The following is a 19,332-nucleotide window of genomic DNA, read 5'->3' as shown; positions in this document are numbered from 1 at the left end:
GAGGCCTCCTTACAACGTGGCGTCGCCGGTTTGCTTGTACTTGTGGGCGATCATGTCCGCTATAATGTTGAAGAAGAATGTAAAGATGAAAAGCACCACGCCGGTCGCGAACAGAGCGTGGTAATGATCTCCGCGAAAGGGAGCTTCGGCCATTTCGGCAGCAATGCTTGCGGGCATGGGTCTGACGGGATCGAATAATGAGTGGGGCAAGGCTGCAGCGCCGCCGGCGACCATCAAGACCACCATGGTTTCGCCGATGGCGCGGGACATGCCCAGAATCACGGCCGTGCTGACGCCGGAAATGGAAGCGGGCAGAATAACCCGGATAATGGTTTCCAGCTTGGTGGCGCCCAAACCCAGGGAGGCCTCGCGCAGGGCGGTAGGCACGCTGTAAATGGCGTCCTCCGAGATGCTGCAAATGGTTGGGATGGACATAAAAGCCAGCATCAGAGCGGCGTTGAACATGTTCAGCCCCGTGGGGATGTCGAACACATGCTGTAAAAAAGGCGCCACGATAACCATGCCGAAAAAGCCGATGACGACCGACGGCAGGGAGGCGATTAACTCGACAATGGGTTTTACTATTTCACGCATTTTTGGCTTTGCGATTTCTGCAAGATACAAGGCGCTCATGACTCCCAGGGGGATGGAGATGGTCGCCGACAGGATGGTGACGAGAATGGAGCCTACAATAAGGGGGAAAATTCCGAAATCCGGAGGATCGGACGTGGGATACCAATACATGCCGAAGACAAAATCCTTGACCGACACCAGATCAAATATCGGGACGCCTTCCATGAACAGGAACAACGTAATCAGCCCCAGCGTGACAATGCAGGCCAGGGCGATGCCGAAAAATATGTTCTTAATTATTTTTTCTCGTGTGCGGCTGTTTAAAAATGCCATGTTTATCCGAGCCTTTTTTTAAACAAGTCCGGCCCGCGCCAAAGTTCGTGCGGAAATGGGGGGCTGCAGCGACGCAATGGGTGGCGCGGGCCAGACTGATTTTCAGTAAAAGTCTAACTATGTATCTTACACTACAACTTTGCTCTTAGTACAGGGGCACGTAACCGGCTTCTTCGACCAGCTTCTGGCCCTTTTCCGGATGCAGCACGAAGTTCAGGAAGTTCACGGTGTCGCCTTCAGGCCAACCCTGGGTGAACATGAACAGGGGGCGGCTGATGGGGAAGGCGCCGTTCAGGGTGGTTTCCTTGGAGCCCACAACGCCGTTGGCGGAGACGGCCTTGACTTCGCTGTTCAGGTAGCCGAGTCCAATGTAGCCGATGGCGTACTTGTTGCCGGCCACGGCCTGGGCCACAGCGCCGTTGGAAGCCTGGATCAGAGCGGAAGGAGCAACGCGCTCTTTGTTCATGACTTTGCCTTCCCACACTTCATAGGTGCCGGAGGAGGTGTCGCGGGAGACGACCACGATTTTCAGGTCAGGTCCGCCCACTTCCTTCCAGTTCTTGATATCGCCCTTGTAGATGCCCTTGAGTTGGTCCAGGGAGAGATCTTTCACCGTGTTGCTGGGATGCACGATGGGGATGATGCAGTCGTAGGCTACGCGGAAAGGCACGGGGTAGGAGCCTTTTTCGATGGCCAGCTTGACTTCTTTGTCCTTGATGAAGCGGGAAGCGTCTGCAATGTCGGTGGTGCCGTCGATGATGGCCTTGATGCCGTTGCCGGAACCGCCGCCGGAGATGGACAGCTCAACATCCGGGTTTTGTTTCATGAAAGCTTCGCCCACTTTCTGAGCGATGGGCAGCACCGTGGTGGAGCCCTTAATTACGAGTTTGCCTGCGAAAGCAGACATGGGTGCAACGCACAGCAGCGCGGCGACCAGAATTGCGACCAGCTTAAACCTTTTCATCTGTGTTCCTCCGTTTGGGTGATTTTGATGGATGAGTTTACAAGCCAAATAAAGTTTTGGCGTGTCACCGTTCCAAAGCAAGCGAAATATACGGCCCATTTGTTAGAGATTTGTTAGAGTTGTATTAGCATTGCATTAATTAAAATTATAAGTATTTATGTATAATTTCAGCTATTTGAACTGCATTTTCTTCTGTTGCGTTCAGGCCTTTGTTAGCGGGAAAAATAATGGGGATGAAAAATTGGCGCCGCCTAAACTAAAAAACCCCGGCGAGGCCGGGGTTTTGAATTCAGCAAACTAAGCCGGGTATGTCTCAAGGAGTAATCAGGGGTTGAGGTGCAGGGTAAAGGCGGCGCCTTGTCCTTTTTCGCTTTTCACGGAAACATGGCCGTTGTGAGCCGCCATGATGTGTTTGACAATGGCCAGGCCCAGGCCGGTTCCTCCCAGGTTGCGGCTGCGCGCCTTGTCCACCCGGTAGAACCTTTCAAAAAGGCGGGGGAGGTGTTCTTCCGAAATGCCGGGGCCTTCGTCTTCCACCCAGATAAGGACTTCGCCTCCTTGGGCTTTGGCGCCCACCCGGACCACGCCGTGCTCCTCGCTGAACTTGACGGCGTTATCCAGGAGGTTGACCACGGCCTGTTCGATCATGGTGGGGTCGAAGACGGCGGTCAGGTCATCGGGGCAGTCCATTTCCACGGTGATATTTTCGGAAATCGCCCGGGCCTCGCAGACTTGCACGGCGGTTTCCAGGGCTTCCTTGACGCTGGCTTTTTCCAGGGGGAGTTCTCGGCCTCCCGCCTGTTCTATGCGGGAAAGCTCCAGCAGATCCTCCACGATGGCTTTAAGCCTGTCCGTATGGCGCGAAATGATTTCCAGGAAGCGCTTGGCATTTTCCTTGTCGTCCAGGGCGCCGTCCAGGAGGGTTTCCACGAATCCCTTGATGGCCGTAATGGGGGTTTTGATCTCGTGGGACACGTTAGCCACAAAATCCCGCCGCATGTTTTCCAGCTTGGTTACCTGGGTCATGTCGTTAAGAACCACCAGGGCGCCCATGCGTTGGGCCTGGGCGTCCCTCAGGGTCATGCCCCTGACCTTGAAATACCGCTCATGCTTTCCGGAAAGCACCAGCTCTTCTTCCATGGGGCTTTCGCTTTGGAAAGCCATGAGCACAAAGTCATGGAAATCGGTGTTGCGGACCGTTTCCTGGATGGTTTTTCCGGCGGCGGTTTTAGGATCGCAGGCAAGCATGCGTCCTGCGGCCTGATTCATACCGATAATGCGCTGTTCGGTGTCCAGGGCGACCACCCCTTCCACCATGCTGGCCAGGACGGCTTCCATCTGGTTTTTTTGCCGGGTTATGAAGTCAATGCGCCCTTTTAAGTCTTTGGCCATTTGGTTCATGGCCTTGGAAAGGGATTCGATTTCCTCGGATTTCGCCTCCGGCGGGCTGAAATTGAAATCGCCCCGGGAGATGGATTCGGACCATTTTTTCATCTGTTCGATGGGGCGGGTAATGCGCCGGGCGGCGAGCAAGGCGATGATCGCGGCGAAAAATGCGATGATAAGCCCTCCTGCGGCGATTTTTCCCCGGATGTCAGAGACTGCTTCGTCCAGGGAACTGACCGAGACGGCCGTTCGGATGATTGCGATTGTATTGCGTTCCTGTTTGGTGGGGACGGCCATGTACATCATTTTTTCATCCAGGGTGCGGCTGAATCGGATGGAGGACGTGATCTTGCCCGCGGACGCCCCGATCACTTCCGGGCGGTCCACATGATTGTCCATGTTCTTGGGATTTTCGTCAGAGTCGCCCACCACCCGGCCCGTGGGCAGTATGACGGTGATCCGGGTTTGGGTGCGCCTGCCCACGCTTTTGCACAGGTTATCAAGGGCTGCAAGATTCGGCGGGTCCAATAGTTGGACTATTTGGGGCTCGACGAACTGAGCTCTGGCCATCAAATCCTGCTCCATGTTGCTCAGGTAGAATTTGCTCATGGCGCTGGAAGCGTACCAGGCCACGGCTACAATGGAGATCAGGATGACAATCAGATACGAGGGAAATAATTGCAGGAACAACCGGCGTTTTTTTTTCATGTTGTTATTCTTTCAGGCGGTAGCCTACACCGCGCACGGTTTCGATGACTTTTCCGGAGGCTCCCAGCTTTTTCCGCAAGCCGACGATCTGCACGTCCACGGACCGGTCGGTGACGGCGAAGCCTTCGCCGCGAACGGCGGAAACGATCTGGGAGCGGGTGAAAACCCAGCCGGGCCTCTGCGCCAGGTAATGGAGGATGTCGAATTCAGACATGGTCAGCTTGATTTGCTTTCCATTGACCGCCACTTCTCTGCGTCCGGGATGGATGCTGATTCCATGCACTTCCCGCGCCTGTATCCCGTCGTCCGGCTCCGCGGCGTTTCTGCGCATGACGGCCCGGACCCTTGCAATGATGACTCTGGGGGAAAAAGGTTTGGTGACATAGTCGTCGGCGCCAAGCTCCAACCCCCTGACCACGTCGGATTCATCTCCCTTGGCGGTGAGCATGATGATAGGGATAGTGGATGTGTTGGGTTTGGATTTTAGAACCCTGGCGACTTCCAGGCCGTCGATTCCCGGCAGCATGAGGTCCAGGAGGACCAGGTCCGGGGAAAAGTTTTTGACGGCTTCCAAGGCCTTTTCGCCGGAATCAGCGCAGAAAATTTTGAAACCTTCCCGTTCCAGGTTGAACTTGAGGAGTTCCAAAATGTCTTCTTCGTCGTCTACAATCAGTATACTTGTTTTTGGCATAGCATCTCACCTTAAAGTGGTTATGAAAACAGCCTCTGATTTATGTAACGCGAAAGTTAGGCCTTTGTTAGGATTTGATAAAGGTTTGATTGGGCTTTCCATTGGACCGAAAATAGCAGTTTTCTTGATGGAGATCAAATAATGTGATAGTTTATGATTATAAACCATTTTTGATTCGATGTGCAGGTTTGGCAAGGCGGGCTCTGAGGGTGGGCCTTTCTTTGGGTTGTTTTTACCTTGGATGCTTTTTAAAATGCGCTTGATTGTGCTGCAACAAGGTCTTGTTTAATGTCTCCTTTGTCCATGCCCATTGCGATTGCAGCAGCCCTGACCATGGGCTCCGCCATTTTTCACGCCCTGGTGTACGTCAGGCAAAGTGCGCGGAAGGAATACCTGTACTTCGCCATTGTATGCCTCCTGATGGTCCTGTACGACATTATTTCGCTTAACGTATATAATGCGAGCTATCCCGAGCAGGCGACATACTGGCTCAAGCTGCGAATGCTCGTTCTCGCCCCCAGCGGTTTGGCCCTGGTCTGGTATCTTCATACATACACGGGCCACCCGGACAAACGCCCGGTTTATTTTTTTACGGCCTATTTTTCCATTGCCTTTATCATCGGGGTTTTCGCCCCCGGAGGGTTGTTTTGGACGGAGCAGGTCCCCGTCTTGCAGGAAGTTCATCTGCCATGGTTTGGGCCTGTAACATTTTATGAGTTCTCCTTAAGCTCCTTTGGCGCTTTCCGCTATCTGATACGGGTTCTTTTTGTCGCATATTTTTGTTGGGTGACCTTCTGGTATTTGCGGCATCGCAGCCTGCGCAAGGGGCTGGCCATGATCGCTTCGTTCATGGTTTTTTTTGTAGGCATCGCCAACGATTCCGCGGTCCGGCTCGGCCTGTACGATTTCATTTACATCATCGAGTTTTCGTTCATGGGCGTGGTCATGTTCATGACCTGGCAGCTTGGAAATCAGGTTGCGGAAGCCCTCGTGGTTCGGGATCAGTTGGAGGAAAGCGAAAGGCGCTACAGGCTGTTGGCGGAGAACATCTCGGACAATGTCTGGGTGGTGGATATGGATATGCGGTTTGTGTACTCCAGCCCGTCGGTGAAAGGGCTTTTAGGGTTTGAGCCGGCCGAAGTGATAGGGATGTCCGCCTATAAAATCATGACGGAGGAAGCCTTCGGCCAAGTGCAGCAAGAGTTGTTGGGCGGCCTTGAAGAGAACCGGTTGTTCCCGGACGGGGACGTGAAGCGCAATCTCATCATCCAGTTGATTCGCAAGGACGGTACGCCTATTCACACGGAAATCAAGGCGGGTTTCTTGTACGACGACGATAGGAATCCCGTCGGTCTGGTGGGCATTACCAGGGATGTGGAAGCTCAGATTGTTGCGGAAAAGGCCCTGAGGGAGAGCGAGGAAAAATACAGGAGGGTGTATGAAAACATCCAGGACGTGTATTTCGAGGCGGACCTGGATGGAATCATCCGCGAGGTCAGCCCTTCCATCCGCTATGTAACCCAGTACACCCGGGAGGAGTTGATCGGCAGAAACATCCGTTCCCTGACCATCAATCCGGATGAAAGAAACGACCGGCTTGAAACCATAGTCAGTCAGGGAAGGATCAACGATTACGAAGCCGAGTTTATTGACAAGGACGGGTCTATTGTGCGGGCTTCCATTACCGCCGCCTTTTTATTCGACGAAGAGGGGAGGCCCACGGGCACGGCAGGGACGATTCGCAATATTGAAGACAGGAAAAGAGCGGAGGAAGCTCTGCAAGACAGCGAAATCCGATTTCGTCTGCTGGCGGAGAATTCCACGGACGTTATATGGACCATGAGTCTGGGCGGGGCTTTCACCTATATAAGCCCCTCGGTGGAAAGGATGAGCGGATTCACGGTGGAAGAGGTCATGAAAATGACCCTGGACCAATACCTCACCCCGGAATCCTGGGCCAAGGTGCAGCGCTCCATTGCGCGAGAGTTGTCGTCAGACCGGGCTTCCAACGGATACCCGGCGACCCTTGAATTGCAGCAATACACCAAAAGCGGGGACGTTATAGATGTGGAGGTCACCTCCAACTGGATATTGAATGAAGAGGGGCAGCCTGTTGGCGTTCGAGGCGCCACACGGGACATCCGGGCTCGAAAAAAAGCGGAACGGGAAAAAAGCGAACTGGAAGCCCAGTTGCTGCAGGCCAGGAAGATGGAAGCCATCGGCACCCTGGCGGGCGGCATCGCCCACGATTTTAACAATATTTTGCACCCCATCATAGGCTACACCCAGATGCTCATGGAAGAGCATAAAGACCGGGAGTCCACCACGGAGGTTCTGGACGAAATCAATCGAGCGGCCATCAGGGCCAAGGAACTGGTTTCTCAAATCCTCACCTTTGGCAGAAGATCGTCCGAGGCGCCTTCGTTAGTGGATCTGAGCGCCGTGGTAAAGGAGTCGCTCAGCCTGTTAAAAGGCTCCATCCCCTCCACCATTGAGGTTAAAGCAACGCTTCCCGAGGCTGACGGCGGGGTTTTCGGCAATTCCTCCCAGCTTCATCAGATGGTGATGAATCTGTGCACCAACGCCTATCAGGCCATGAAAAATATGGGCGGCGTCATGACCATCCGCCTGCAAAAAGTGAGCTTAAACGGCGACGGCGGCGCTCTCGCACCCAATCTGCCTAAAGGGTATTATCAGAAGTTGTCCGTCTCCGATACCGGGCCGGGGATGTCCAAGGCGGTTACGGAAAGGATTTTCGAGCCTTATTTTACCACAAAGGACGTGGGGGAAGGGACCGGAATGGGGCTGGCCATGGTGCACAGCATTGTGAAAAGCCACAAAGGGGAAATCCGTGTACACAGCAAACTGAACCGGGGCGCCCTGTTTGAGGTTTATCTTCCCGCCGCTCCGGGCGCCTGTGATGAAAAGGCGAAGCCGGAGGTAAAGGAGGCTCCCAAAGGGGAAGAAGAGCGGATTTTAGTTGTGGATGACGAGCCCCAGACTCTTAGGATGACCAAGCGCTCCCTGGAAAAGCTCGGATACCTGGTTCATGCGGAGGAATCCAGCCTGGCCGCGCTGGACCATTTTAGCAACAATCCGGATTCCTTTGATTTGATTTTAACCGACATGACCATGCCCGGCCTCACAGGCGACGTGCTGGCGCAAAAGATCCTGGCCGTTCGGCCTGATATCCCTATTATTTTATGCACCGGATGTGCGGATGCTGGCGTTTTTCAGAAGGAAGCGGGGCTTGAGGCGGTTAAGTTCCTTCAAAAACCCGTGGATCGGCAGGTCCTTGCGCAGACTATTAAAGAGGCGCTTTCGGCAGGAGTGATGTAGGCGGATTTGAAATCGTAATTTCTTAAATTTAAGGCAGCTCGCTGTTATCCCAGGTTAAAATCGCCCGGCTGCCGTCAAATCCTTTGATGATTCTTCTTTCCTCCGAATTGGGGTCGTCCGCAATCGTAACGTAAATCCAGGCTTCGTGGGATTTTCCAAGGCGGCTTCTATCCACCTTCACGCAGGATGTCTCTATGTTTTGCTCCAGCACTTCGTCAATGTAGTCGGCGGTTTCTTCGTCTATGCCGTCCATGCAGGCGCCGAACCATTTGGACCCGGTAAAATGCTCCCAAAGGAGTTCGTCCTGGTTAAGCAGGCCTTCTCCGATGGGCACAAAAACGCCTTCCTGCTTGGAAAGAAAGCATGCCAGGCCGCCCGTCTGATTCGAGTACACCACTCCTGATTTCCAAACAATGATCAATCCGATGCGCTCTCCAATGTCACAAAGCCGCAACGTAGGCATTTGCGCCTTCTTCGTCATGAATCGCCTCCAATCTATTGATTATTCAACCTAAAATCGTAAATCTTATTCCTGGCGCCTCTCATTGGTCCGGCGCCAAAAACAGGAGCTGAAAGCCGGGTCCACATGGGGGAGGAATTTTTCCAGGGCGGGGAATGACAAACGGAACATCTTCGGGCTCATGCGGGCGTCTTTTGCTGGATACAAGGCTCCGCCCGCCTGCGCGGCGACCTGATCCAATATATTAAACAATGCCAGGGTTTTAGGCCCCTGGTTGGGGAAATCCAATGCCAGAGTTACGCCCGGCCTGGGAAAGGACAGAAGTCCAGGAGACGTAATGTTTCCGAATCTCTTTAAAACCGCCAGGAAAGATCCTATCCCGGCGGCGGCGATCCTGTCCAGAATTTCCCGCACGCCTTCCCGGCTGCTTTCGGGAGGGATCACGCATTGATATTGGTAAAAGCCTTTTTTTCCGTACAACCGGTTCCAGTTTTCAATGGCGTCCAAGGGATAGAAAAAGGTTTGGCATGGGACAATGCAGGACTTTTTTGGGGCCGTCTGCCTGTTGTAATACAGGCTGTTGAAGGCCTTGAGGCTGAGCTTGTTCACCAGGGAGAAGGGCGGATCAAAGGGCATAGGGATGGTGCGCGATCCAGCGCTTTTGTTGGGCTTGGCCGAGGAATAGTTGCCCCGGATGAAATGGCCCCTGCCCAGGGATCTGCCCCGGGCCAGGCAATCCACCCAGGCGACGGTGAACTCGTGGTTTGCGTCAGACTCCTTTGACAGGTCGAAAAAACCGTCCAGGCCGGAAAATTTGACGGTTTCCTGATTGATGACCGGGTTTTGGCAGGGGGAAAGCTGGATTTCCGCCCAGGAAATCAGCCCGGTCAAGCCCAGGCCGCCTATGGTCGCCTGGAATAGGTCCGGATTTTCCTCCGGCGAGCATTGTATCGTTTCGCCGTTGGAGCGCTTTAGCTCAAAGCAACGCACATGGCGCCCGAATGTCCCGGCATGGTGGTGGTTTTTGCCGTGCACGTCGTTGGCGATGCATCCGCCCATGGTGACGAACCGGGTTCCGGGGGTGACGGGCAAAATCCACCCTTTGGGCAGGGCGTGGTCCAGGATTTGGGAGAGCAACACGCCGGCCTGGCATTTGATGACGCCGGTTTTTTCGTCAAAGGCGAGGATTTTGTTCAGGCCCCGGCAGTCCAGAAGCGCGCCCCGGGCGTTGAGGCAGGAATCTCCGTAGGAACGTCCGTTTCCGTAAGGCAAATAGGGCGGCGAAGACGCCAGGGCGTCAAAGGAAAAGTCTTCTGCAGGAATGCGTTCCCCCTGTTGCGGGCCGAAGTCCAGGCGGCCCCATGACGGATATTCGCAGGCCGTCATATCCACCCCGCCGCAATGAAAACCGCGCCCACGGCGCCAAGGAGAGCCAGGGAGGCTTTGTTCTTCAGGGCGAAGACAATGGGGTCGTCGGACAAGGCGCCTTTTCGGGCTTTGGTCCAGAGCAATCCCAGCCACAGGAGAAGCAGGGCGCAGCCGGCCCATAACAGGGAGGGCGACCGGTATAAGTCCGCCGCCTTTTGGCTTCCTGCGTAAAAGCACAGAACCGCGATGGAGGCCATGCCGAAGGCGGCGCCCAGAGCGCCCAGGATTTTTTCGTCCCCGACCCTGTAGCCCCGGCCCTTGGCCCTGGACCGGTTTCTCCCGGGCAGGGCGGCCGCCTCCACGTAGCGTTTGGCCATGGCCAGGCTGGTAAAGAACAGTACGGAAAAAATCAGCAGCCACAGGGAGATGGGGATGCCGGTCGCCGCGCCTCCCGCAACAATCCTCAAGGTATACATGATCGCCAGGACCAGGACGTCCAGAAAGGCGATTTTTTTAATCCACAAGGAGTAATTCAGGCCCAGAATCAGGTAAACGACCAAGGTTCCAGCCAAATAGACGGGCATCCACAATGCGCAGCCCAGGGCCGCCAATACCAGCAGGGGGGCGGCGGCCAGCCCGAACTGGGGGGGCAGGGCGCCCGAGGCGAAGGGCCTGTTCTTTTTTTTGGGGTGGATTTTGTCGGCTTCCAGGTCCAGGACGTCGTTGATCAGGTACAGGGCCGATGCGCACAGGCTCAAGCAAAGAAAGGCCGCCAGCCCGGACGACAGGTTAAACAGCGAGACCTGATGTCCCGTGAAAACAGGTACAAAGACCAAAAAATTCTTCACCCACTGATGGGGGCGCATGGCCCGCAGCATGTCCATGGCCGGATTGCGCGCTTCCATGAACAAGGGCTCCTCCCGCCCTGCGCCCGGACGGGAATGGGAAACCTGAATAGAGGTCGTTTTTTCCGGTTGCATTATTATTAAGAATCTGTTCCAGTGGGTGGTTATTCTTGTCAGATGGCTTGGGGCATGGTAAATGATTTTACTTATCATTGCAATGCCTGATAGACAATCAAACCAAAGGGACACAATCATGAAGACGTTGGAAAAAGCGTCCTGTCAGGGCTTTTCCGCAGCCGGAACGGCGTGCGGACTCAAGAAAAACGGGAAACCCGACCTGGGTATGATTTTTTGTTCGGTCCCGGCTTCCGTGGCCGGGGTGTTCACCAGGAACAAGGTCCAGGCCGCCCCTGTATTATTGGATAAAAAGAATATCAGCTCCGGCGTGTGCCGCGCTGTAGTTGCAAATAGCGGATGCGCCAATTGCTGCACCGGCAAACGAGGCGTGGACGACGCCGTGGAAACCACGCGTCTGGCAAGCGGAAATCTGGGTGTGGACGCCGAAAACGTGCTTGTGGCTTCCACGGGCGTGATCGGCAAGACCCTGGACGTGGAAAAAATCCGGAACGCCTTTCCCCGGCTTGTGGACAGCCTTTCTCCTGATGGATTCGGGGCTTTCGCCCAGGCCATCATGACCACGGACAACGTTCCCAAGGTTTCGGCGGTGCAGGCGGAATTTGAAGGCCAGACCTTCAACGTGGTGGGCGTGGCCAAAGGCGCGGGCATGATCCGGCCGGACATGGCCACCATGCTGTGCTTTATCTGCACGGACATCCAGGCCAATCCCAACACCCTTAAGCGGGTGCTTCGGCCGGCGGTGGACGCCTCGTTCAACCGCATCACCATCGACGGCGACACCAGCACCAACGACACCGTGCTGCTTATGGCCAGCGGGTTGTCCCAGGTGGCGGCCAATCGGTGCATGGACCTGTTTCAGCAGGCCGTGGACAAGGTATGCCTGGATCTGGCGCACATGCTGGTCAAGGACGGCGAAGGCGTGAACAAGGTGGTGACCATCGACATTCAGGGGGCGGACTCCGACCAGGACGCCCGGCAGATTGCGGACGTCATCGCCCATTCTCCCTTGGTCAAGACCGCCTTTTTCGGCGAGGACGCCAACTGGGGCAGGCTTTTGGCCGCCGCAGGCCGGGCCGGGGTTCCTTTGGATCCGTATGTGGTGGACATCTTTTTCAACGAAGTTCAGATGGTCAAGGACGGCATGGGCCTGGACATGGAGGCCGAGGCCATGGCCACCGAGGTCATGAAATTGCCCGAGTTTACCGTCAAGATCGACTTGAAAATGGGCAAGGGGCAGGCCAGCGTCCTCACCTGCGACCTGTCTTACGATTACGTAAAAATCAACGCGGACTACCGTTCCTGATCCATGGCTTTGGAAAGGCTTCAAAAATACCTGGCCCACGCCGGGGTCTGCTCCCGGCGGCATGCCGAGGAGTTGATCTCCCAAGGCAAGGTGGCCGTCAACGGCGAAATCGTCACCCAGATGGGCGTGAAAATCGACCCGGACAAGGACGAGATTGCGGTGAACGGCAAAAAGGTGGAGCCCAAACAAAGCCGGACCTATATCATGCTCAACAAACCGGCCGGGTATTTGACGACGTGCAAACAGCCCGGCCGGAAAATCGTCCTGGACCTCATCGACCTGCCCCAGCGCCTGTACCCCATAGGCCGTTTGGACAACAACTCCACAGGGCTGCTTCTACTCACCGACGACGGCCGGATTCACCACCGCCTTTCCCATCCTTCGTTCGATCACGAAAAGGAATACGAGGTGGAAACCGTTAAGGACGCGCCGGATCAGGCCCTGGACGCCATGCGGCGGGGCATGATTCTGGAAGGCAAAAAAACCCGGCCCGCCAAGGTCAAACGCACGGGCCCCAGGTCCTTCACCATTGTCTTGAAGGAAGGGCGCAACCGGCAGATTCGCAAGATGGTGGAGCTGACCAAAAACAAGGTCAGACGGCTTCACCGGGTGCGCATGTCCACCATCCGCCTGGGCGGCCTGCCCTCGGGCAAATGGCGCCGTTTGAACGAGAAGGAAATCCAGGCCCTGATCAAGGGGCTGGATTGAGGGGCTTGCTGTTAAGCCTGTTTAAAATCCCGTTTGTCCAAATCGTATTTTTTCATTTTATTATATAAGGATCGGGTGGTGATGCCGGCAATGTCTGCGGCCGGGCCGATTTTGCCGGCGCTCTCTTCCAAGACCGATTCCAAATACAGCTTTTCCACCCGGCTTAAAGCCTGGTCCGTCACTTCCCTGAGGGTTTTTCCTTTCCAGGACTCGGGCGCTGCATCCTGCACCGTGTGTTCGGTTCTCACATTGCTTTTAAAAATATGGGGCAGGTCGCGGAGTGTGATTTCCTGATCCGGACACAGGATGATGGCCCGCTCCAGGACGTTGAACAACTCCCGCACGTTGCCGGGCCAGTCGTAGCGCGTCAGGGCCTCCATGGCCTCCTGGGAGATGCTTTCCACGTCCTTGCCGTGCCGGGTGTGCTGCTGGGCGATGAAATCCTTGGCGAGATGGGCGATATCCTCCCTGCGCTCCCTCAGGGGCGGAATGGTGATGGTGATGACGCTCAGGCGGTAAAAAAGATCCCCGCGAAAGGCCTTGGCCCGCACGTCTTCTTCCAGGTCCCGGTTGGTGGCGGCGATCACCCGCACGTCCACCCACATGGCCTTTTCCCCGCCCAGGGGCTTGACCTCGAAATCCTGAAGCACCCGCAGGAGCTTGGCCTGGAGATGGATGGGCATTTCGCCGATTTCATCCAAAAATATGGCGCCCCGGTGGGCCATTTCAAAGGCGCCTCTGCGGGAGCGAACCGCGCCGGTGAAGGCCCCCTGGATATGGCCGAACAACTCGCTTTCCAGCAACTGCTCTGGCAGGGCGGCCATGTTCACGGTCACGAAAGGGCCCGAGGCCCGGGGGCTTTCAAAATGAATGGCCCGGGCCAGCCGCTCCTTGCCCACGCCCGTTTCCCCGGTAATGAGCAACTGGGCGTTGGTGCCGACCACTTGCCTCACTTCCTGGAGCATGGCCTGCATGGATTGGCTGTTTGACCGGAAATCCTCCAGCCTGGGCCTGTCGTCCGGCCGCGCGGGCGGGGCGGTCCGCACAATGTATTGCAGGCGGGATTCCATGACCCCTTCAATGGCCTGGACAATGCTGCGGGGCGGCAGGCCTGCATGAAGCGCGGCGTCCGCGCCTGCAGCCACCAGCCCGGCCTGATCCTCGGAGGACTCGTGCGTGTGCAGGATGATGGTGGCCGGGTTTTCGGGCAGGTCGTTCAGGGCGGCGATGCTGGTTTCAATGGGCCGGGGCAGCAGGCTTTCGTTGATGACCACAATGTCCGCGCAGCTTCTGATGACCTTTTGCCAGGTGAACCGGCCCGGGCCGTAGGCTTCCAGGTTGATGTCCAGGCTTTCCAGGGATTTTTTCAGCTTGGCCAACAAGCCGGGGTTGTCGATGCACAAGGCGATTTTTAAAAGCATGGCGTTTCCAAATATCCAGGGCTAATGTCGGCCCTTAAGTGGTGTATGGGCGCCCGCTGCGGGCGTCCAAAAGATGCAATAATCACTCATTCAACTTTCGGGAATCAAGTTTTCTTCACATAATCAAGAAATTGCAACAGGCTAGGAGCTATTAAATATCAAAGCCTACGCTCCAAAAACTCCCTCCCCCTTGACGGGGGAAAGTTGGGGTGGGGGTGATATAATTCGTCATTCCGGATAGTTTCCCCCCCCATCCTGTCCTTCCCCCGCCGGGGGGGGGAGGGACCATGACTCTCGGGCTCTGGTATATAGATAGATCTGAGCTGCATACAAAAATACTTGATTTCAAAGCGCTACTTCCAATCCCGAAAGTTGAGTCACTCATTATTTTTCCAATCATCATGACGCAAGGGCGGAAACGGGGATCCAGGGTCTTTTTCGGGACAGCGCGTCTGTTTATCTACGCGCAACGGGTTCTAAGCGCCTTATATCGGAAATCAATTTCCGAAGTCAAGCGAATTATGGGTGAAATTCAATGGATTGCCGCGCTATTTCAAAAAAAGGAAAACTATTTCTTTTAATTGCTTCAAAAAAAGCAATGAAATTCCTTTTTTAAGGCTTTTTCACCTGAAAATGCTTTGAACTCCAATTATCCCATGAGGCGTCTTTTGCATTAAAACCAAATAAAAGACCGGAGGTCTTTTTTTGTAATAGTTTGATTTTATGATGTTTTAATTTTCTTTCGTCTGTACGCTTCCCCGGGATTCGGCAATTTCGGAAATCTACTTCTTAAAAATGAAAATTTTGAAAATTTTTTTTCGTCTCTGGCACGCCCCTTGCTCATGGGGCAGGCATTGGGGAACAGCGTTGTTTCCACATTATTCTTATTTTGAGGACACTCACATGATGACGAAAAAGAAAAAGCGCTCCAACGGGGGCAAGGGCCTTGGCGCCCGCGAGATTTTTCCTGCAGCGGAAATGGATTTCGATGACGAAAGAATGAGCCGCAACCGGCGTTCCTTGAAGTTCTCCAAGGGGCTGCACAAAAGCAGCGCTCCGGATGAGGATGCGGATTATGCGGACGATTACGCGGAGTATGAAGAGGGCGGATACGCCGACGCTCCGTCCGGGCCTTTTGTGGTGAACTCCCTGATGGAAGGCGAAGCCGTGAAGGAGCAGGTGGAAAACAACGCCTGCTGGGGTTTGGCTTCCGCCGTGGACCTTTACGGCTGCGATCCGGACCTGATCCGGGACGCGGACGCCATCAAGCGCTTTGTGGTGGAGTTGTGTGATCTGATTGAAATGAAGCGTTTCGGCGAGACCCAGGTGGTGCATTTCGGCGAGGACGAAAGGGTGGCCGGTTTCTCCATGGTGCAATTGATCGAAACCTCCTTGATCTCGGCTCATTTCGCCAACGCCAGCTGCGCTGTTTATCTGGATGTGTTCAGTTGCAAGGCTTACAACCCGTATTTGGTCCGCCAGTTCGCCGTGAACTATTTCAAGGGCGAGGACAGCAGCCTCCAGGTTTCCATGAGGAGATAGGGAATGACCAAAATATCCCTTGTAAACGATCAGGAGGAGATCGCCCGAATGTGGGCGGCCCTCATGCCCCAGCCCGTCAATGTGTTTGACCTGTGGGAGACCCGGATGCATTTTCACAGGGCCTTTCGTCGGCCTGTGATCGGCGTGAAGGCTGAAGGGGCTCTGGGCGAGGCCGAGGGCTTTCTGCCATTGAGCTGGGTGGAGGAAACCCGGACCTGGACCGTTTTCCCCGGAGAAACCTGGAAGGGCAAGACCTGGCTGGAAGGCAACGTTTTTCCGGCCAGGGATCGGGGAATCATGGAGGCCATGCTGGAGGCCGTGCCGGGCGCCGCGCATCTGCGGTATCTGGATCCCATGAAGCAGTCTTTCGGGTATCCGGGGGCGGAGGAGGACGAGGTCGGGTATTTGTTTTTTCCCGGAAGGCATTCCTACAATTTTCAGGAATACCTGAACAGCTTCCCCCGCAAGACCTTGAAGAAGCTCATGGCCGAGACGTCGCGGCTGGAAAGCCGGGGCGTGGAATATCGTTTTGACTGCATGGACGACGCCCAGTTTTTGTTTCGCATGAATATAGAGGCGTTCGGCCCGGAGTCCTATTTTTACGATCCCCGCTTCTTAAAGGGATTCGAGGACCTTCTGGCCTGGCTTCGGGACAAGGGCATGCTGCGGATCACGGCCGTATTGATTGAAGGCCGGACGGCCGCCGTGGACGTGGGCGCGGTGTATAAGGGCTATTACTCGGTTTTAGCGGGCGGGGTGGACCGGGATTTTCCCGGGGTGGCCAAACTCATCAATTTTCATCATCTGGAAAGGGCTTGCGCGGAAAAGCTGGATTGTGTCGACTTCTTGTGCGGGAATTTTAACTGGAAAGAGCGCATGCGCCTCATACCCCGGCCCCTTATGGAGATCCGCCTGCAAGAGCAGCCTGGCGTGGTCTACCCGGCAGTCCGGGAAGCGGAGCTTGCGCTCCGTGTCTGATAACGCACGGGTGCTGGTGGTTGGGACGACCCCGGATTACGTGGACAGAATTCGGCGGATCAGGCCCGGCAAGGGCTTGTTTTTAACGGATCCTCAATTACGAAAAAATGCGGCCGAACCTCCCCCCATGGCGGACGAGGAGGTTCTTTGCCCTTTGAATCCGGAAGAAGCCCGGAAGGCTGTGGAAAAGCATCTCAAGGCCCGCCGCATGGAGCTTGCGGGAATCGTCTGCTTTGACTGCGAATCCCTGATTTTGGCGGCGGAACTGGCTGAAGAGCTGGACCTGGACTTTCCATCTTCCCAGGCTGCGGCCAATTGCCGGAATAAGTTCCGGGCCAAGACCCTTTGGGCGGCTGCGGGCCTTCCCACGCCGGGCTTTTGCCTGGCGGAAGGGCCTGCACAGGCCGAGGCTTTCATGGCGGGGCACAATCCTCCCTGGGTGGTCAAGCCCGTGGACGGATCGGGCAGCTCCCTGGTGTTCAAGATGGACTCCAGGGCGGACTGGTCCAAGACCATGGCTGCGGCGGAGTCGTTTTTCGTTAGGCAAGGCAAGGACCCGCAAGAGGCCTGGCCCATGCTTATCGAGGAAATCGCCCTGGGACGGGAGTACAGCGCGGATTTTCTGGTTGTCGGGTGTCAGGCTCGGATTCTTCGACTTACCGCCAAGCATAGGCTGAATTCCGGACATTTCGGAATCACCCAGGCTTATGAGTTAAGGGACGGCCTGTTTTCCCCCAAAGAGACGGCGGCCCTGGAAGGCCTGTTCGCTGAAGCGGCGCGGGCTGTAGGGGTGAAAGCCTGCATCTGCATGGTGGACTTTATATTGAACGAAAACGGTCCGTGGCTTCTGGAAATGGCGCCCAGACCCGGCGGGGACTGCCTGCCCTTGCTGTTGAGAAACGCAGGCGGGCCGGACACCATGGCCCTTGCCATGGATTTTGCGGCCAAAGTTCCTATTCATTGGAAGCAGAAACCCCTCAAGCCCCACGTGGGGATGCGCATTTTCGCCCCCCACGACGGCGTGCTGGAGCAACTGGAACCGGGACGCCTGGTAAAGGACAAGCGGGTGCTGTGCTTCGAGCCCCTCAGACGGATTGGGGATTCCATCAAACTGCCGCCCCGGGATTACGACTCCTGGATTTTGGCGAATGTCATTTACAGACCGGATGCGGGCAGGGACGTCGCTCTTCAAAACAGGGATCTGACGAGCCTGGCCGATATAAGGATAAAACGCCCATGACCTTTGATTTTACGCCATCTCAGGCGACTTTCCGGGACGCACTGTCCCGGGTGGAGGCCATGCTTCGGCATAAGGACGGACGTCTGCCCGGAGCCGTGGTCAAGGCCTATGTGGAGCGTTTTTTCACCATGAAGGAGGTGTTCCTGGACCTGGCTGAAGTCCATCAGGAGCCCCTTTATGTGTTGGATCACGCCAATCTGAAAAAACATGCAGCCATGTTCAAAAACGCGTTTGGGGCGTGTTTTTCGGATTTCGCCTGCTATTACGCCATGAAAAGCAACAACCACCCCGAGGTGTCCCGGACTTTGATCGATCAGGGATTCGGGCTGGACGTTTCCAGCGGGGTGGAAGTGGAAAGAGCCTTGGCCTTGGGGGCGGAGGACGTCATCTTTAGCGGTCCGGGCAAGACGGACAAGGAGCTTTTTCTCGCCGTGGAAAATTCCGGCAGGGTGAAAGTCCTCATGGACAGCCTGGGCGAGATGGAGCGTTTGAACCGTTTGGCAATGCAAGCCGGAAAAAGGGTGCGGGTTGGCCTGCGCATTACGCCTCCTTCCAGCCCGTGGAAAAAATTCGGCGTGTCTTTGTCCAAACTGGGATCTGCCTGGAAGAAGGCTCAGGAATGTCCGGGGCTTGAAATCCAGGGGCTTCAGTTCCATACAAGCTGGAACCTGGACCCGTCCCAGCAGGTCAGGACCATCGCCGCCATCGGCCGGGAAATCGGGCAGTGGTCCCCGGAAATGCTGGGGGCTTTGAAGTTTCTTGACATCGGCGGCGGATACTGGCCCCCGGCCGGGGAATGGCAGGTCCATGCGGTCACCCAGGCGGGACAGGTGATGAAACTGGCGGGCCTGGACGTGGACCGGCCTTTGGAGCATTATTACGCGCCGGCCCAAAGCCTGGAGGTTTTCGCACAATCCCTCTATCAGGCTGTGGAAACCCACATTTTCTCCACGGTTCCATGCCGCATATGCATGGAGCCGGGCAGGTGGCTGTGCAACGGCGCCATGCATCTGTTGCTGAACGTAGTGGACAAAAAGGACGGCGGCCTGGTCATCACGGACGCGGGAACCAACGCCATCGGCTGGGAGCGCTACGAAATGGATTACGCTCCGGTGCTGAATTTGAGCCGCCCGGCCCTGGATGAAAAGGCCTGCGAAATCATGGGCTCTTTGTGCACGCCCCACGACCTGTGGGGCCTGTCCTACTGGGGTCAAGACATCCAGCCGGGGGACGTGTTGTTGATTCCGGATCAAGGGGCTTATACTTACAGCCTTAAGCAGGATTTTATCAAGGCGCCGCCCCGGGTGATTTCCATGCCGTAAGAGTAAAGAATGC

16 protein-coding genes are annotated in these 19,332 nt (G+C 55.7%); 8 read left to right on the top strand and 8 right to left on the bottom strand.

The annotated features are described in order from the left end of the window. Positions 1-9 precede the first annotated feature (9 nt). The 4 genes from pstC to G491_RS0100505 form a co-directional block, all read right to left on the bottom strand. Positions 10-906, bottom strand: a complete 897-nt coding sequence (pstC, locus tag G491_RS0100520; RefSeq protein WP_028313191.1) for a phosphate ABC transporter permease subunit PstC — start codon at positions 904-906, stop codon at positions 10-12. 145 nt (positions 907-1,051) lie between these two features. After that, on the bottom strand, positions 1,052-1,870 hold the full coding sequence (locus tag G491_RS0100515) for a phosphate ABC transporter substrate-binding protein (RefSeq protein WP_028313190.1): 819 nt from the start codon (positions 1,868-1,870) through the stop codon (positions 1,052-1,054). Positions 1,871-2,194: 324 nt separating this feature from the next. Beyond that, complete coding sequence (gene pnpS / locus G491_RS0100510; RefSeq protein WP_028313189.1) at positions 2,195-3,964, bottom strand: two-component system histidine kinase PnpS; 1,770 nt, start codon at positions 3,962-3,964, stop codon at positions 2,195-2,197. Between the two features lie 4 nt (positions 3,965-3,968). Then, positions 3,969-4,655: a response regulator transcription factor gene (locus tag G491_RS0100505; RefSeq protein WP_028313188.1), complete on the bottom strand. Its 687-nt coding sequence runs from the start codon at positions 4,653-4,655 to the stop codon at positions 3,969-3,971. Positions 4,656-4,943: 288 nt separating this feature from the next. Here G491_RS0100505 and G491_RS33115 point away from each other — a divergent pair, with 288 nt between their 5' ends. Next, positions 4,944-7,994 carry a PAS domain S-box protein gene (locus tag G491_RS33115; protein ID WP_084511196.1) on the top strand — a complete coding sequence of 1,017 codons (3,051 nt, stop codon included), beginning with the start codon at positions 4,944-4,946 and terminating at the stop codon, positions 7,992-7,994. A gap of 28 nt (positions 7,995-8,022) precedes the next feature. On the opposite strand, the gene G491_RS0100490 is transcribed toward G491_RS33115, so the two are convergent. Genes G491_RS0100490 through G491_RS28845 form a run of 3 tightly spaced genes read right to left on the bottom strand, consistent with a single transcriptional unit; the run spans position 8,023 to position 10,802 of the window. Continuing rightward, positions 8,023-8,475, bottom strand: a complete 453-nt coding sequence (locus tag G491_RS0100490; protein ID WP_211239123.1) for a DUF6210 family protein — start codon at positions 8,473-8,475, stop codon at positions 8,023-8,025. 45 nt (positions 8,476-8,520) lie between these two features. Then, positions 8,521-9,840, bottom strand: a complete 1,320-nt coding sequence (locus G491_RS0100485) for an FAD-binding oxidoreductase (protein WP_028313186.1) — start codon at positions 9,838-9,840, stop codon at positions 8,521-8,523. After that, the gene (locus tag G491_RS28845) at positions 9,837-10,802 is read right to left on the bottom strand and encodes a UbiA family prenyltransferase (protein WP_051326927.1); all 966 of its coding nucleotides are present in this window, start codon (positions 10,800-10,802) and stop codon (positions 9,837-9,839) included. Before G491_RS28845 ends, G491_RS0100485 begins: the two co-directional genes overlap by 4 nt. 118 nt (positions 10,803-10,920) lie before the next feature. Between G491_RS28845 and argJ the strand changes: the two genes are divergently transcribed. Beyond that, entirely contained in the window at positions 10,921-12,108 is a 1,188-nt protein-coding gene (gene argJ, locus G491_RS0100475) for a bifunctional glutamate N-acetyltransferase/amino-acid acetyltransferase ArgJ (protein ID WP_028313185.1), read from the top strand. Between the two features lie 3 nt (positions 12,109-12,111). Continuing rightward, a complete protein-coding gene (locus G491_RS0100470) occupies positions 12,112-12,816 on the top strand; it encodes a pseudouridine synthase (protein WP_028313184.1) in 705 nt (234 codons plus the stop codon). A gap of 11 nt (positions 12,817-12,827) precedes the next feature. Here G491_RS0100470 and G491_RS0100465 read toward each other — a convergent pair whose 3' ends face one another. Beyond that, on the bottom strand, positions 12,828-14,237 hold the full coding sequence (locus tag G491_RS0100465; RefSeq protein WP_028313183.1) for a sigma-54 interaction domain-containing protein: 1,410 nt from the start codon (positions 14,235-14,237) through the stop codon (positions 12,828-12,830). 287 nt (positions 14,238-14,524) lie between these two features. Here G491_RS0100465 and G491_RS0100460 point away from each other — a divergent pair, with 287 nt between their 5' ends. From G491_RS0100460 to G491_RS0100440, 5 genes are all read left to right on the top strand, one after another. Then, entirely contained in the window at positions 14,525-14,818 is a 294-nt protein-coding gene (locus G491_RS0100460) for a hypothetical protein (protein WP_028313182.1), read from the top strand. A gap of 322 nt (positions 14,819-15,140) precedes the next feature. Beyond that, complete coding sequence (speD, locus tag G491_RS36220; protein WP_248635281.1) at positions 15,141-15,779, top strand: S-adenosylmethionine decarboxylase; 639 nt, start codon at positions 15,141-15,143, stop codon at positions 15,777-15,779. A gap of 3 nt (positions 15,780-15,782) precedes the next feature. After that, positions 15,783-16,757, top strand: coding sequence for a GNAT family N-acetyltransferase (locus G491_RS0100450; RefSeq protein WP_028313181.1), 975 nt, complete (start codon positions 15,783-15,785; stop codon positions 16,755-16,757). Next, the gene (locus tag G491_RS28835; RefSeq protein WP_157467866.1) at positions 16,750-17,997 is read left to right on the top strand and encodes an ATP-grasp domain-containing protein; all 1,248 of its coding nucleotides are present in this window, start codon (positions 16,750-16,752) and stop codon (positions 17,995-17,997) included. Before G491_RS0100450 ends, G491_RS28835 begins: the two co-directional genes overlap by 8 nt. Beyond that, positions 17,994-19,319 carry a diaminopimelate decarboxylase family protein gene (locus tag G491_RS0100440; protein ID WP_028313180.1) on the top strand — a complete coding sequence of 442 codons (1,326 nt, stop codon included), beginning with the start codon at positions 17,994-17,996 and terminating at the stop codon, positions 19,317-19,319. Before G491_RS28835 ends, G491_RS0100440 begins: the two co-directional genes overlap by 4 nt. Positions 19,320-19,332 lie beyond the last annotated feature (13 nt).

The organism is Desulfatibacillum aliphaticivorans DSM 15576, from assembly GCF_000429905.1.
In the GTDB taxonomy this organism is placed as follows: Bacteria; Desulfobacterota; Desulfobacteria; order Desulfobacterales; family Desulfatibacillaceae; genus Desulfatibacillum; species Desulfatibacillum aliphaticivorans.
Note: the sequence above shows the minus strand (reverse complement) of the source record. Positions and strands in the feature narration are given on the sequence as shown.

What these genes read in the sequence shown, in the direction of transcription:
- G491_RS0100470 (WP_028313184.1), top strand. Translation starts at nt 12,112, where the DNA reads ATGGCTTTGGAAAGGCTTCAAAAATACCTGGCCCACGCCGGGGTCTGC.
- G491_RS0100450 (WP_028313181.1), top strand. Translation starts at nt 15,783, where the DNA reads ATGACCAAAATATCCCTTGTAAACGATCAGGAGGAGATCGCCCGAATG.
- argJ (WP_028313185.1), top strand. Translation starts at nt 10,921, where the DNA reads ATGAAGACGTTGGAAAAAGCGTCCTGTCAGGGCTTTTCCGCAGCCGGA.
- speD (WP_248635281.1), top strand. Translation starts at nt 15,141, where the DNA reads ATGATGACGAAAAAGAAAAAGCGCTCCAACGGGGGCAAGGGCCTTGGC.
- pnpS (WP_028313189.1), bottom strand. Translation starts at nt 3,964, where the DNA reads ATGAAAAAAAAACGCCGGTTGTTCCTGCAATTATTTCCCTCGTATCTG.
- G491_RS0100440 (WP_028313180.1), top strand. Translation starts at nt 17,994, where the DNA reads ATGACCTTTGATTTTACGCCATCTCAGGCGACTTTCCGGGACGCACTG.
- G491_RS0100505 (WP_028313188.1), bottom strand. Translation starts at nt 4,655, where the DNA reads ATGCCAAAAACAAGTATACTGATTGTAGACGACGAAGAAGACATTTTG.
- pstC (WP_028313191.1), bottom strand. Translation starts at nt 906, where the DNA reads ATGGCATTTTTAAACAGCCGCACACGAGAAAAAATAATTAAGAACATA.
- G491_RS0100485 (WP_028313186.1), bottom strand. Translation starts at nt 9,840, where the DNA reads ATGACGGCCTGCGAATATCCGTCATGGGGCCGCCTGGACTTCGGCCCG.
- G491_RS28845 (WP_051326927.1), bottom strand. Translation starts at nt 10,802, where the DNA reads ATGCAACCGGAAAAAACGACCTCTATTCAGGTTTCCCATTCCCGTCCG.
- G491_RS0100490 (WP_211239123.1), bottom strand. Translation starts at nt 8,475, where the DNA reads ATGACGAAGAAGGCGCAAATGCCTACGTTGCGGCTTTGTGACATTGGA.
- G491_RS0100460 (WP_028313182.1), top strand. Translation starts at nt 14,525, where the DNA reads ATGACTCTCGGGCTCTGGTATATAGATAGATCTGAGCTGCATACAAAA.
- G491_RS33115 (WP_084511196.1), top strand. Translation starts at nt 4,944, where the DNA reads ATGTCTCCTTTGTCCATGCCCATTGCGATTGCAGCAGCCCTGACCATG.
- G491_RS0100465 (WP_028313183.1), bottom strand. Translation starts at nt 14,237, where the DNA reads ATGCTTTTAAAAATCGCCTTGTGCATCGACAACCCCGGCTTGTTGGCC.
- G491_RS0100515 (WP_028313190.1), bottom strand. Translation starts at nt 1,870, where the DNA reads ATGAAAAGGTTTAAGCTGGTCGCAATTCTGGTCGCCGCGCTGCTGTGC.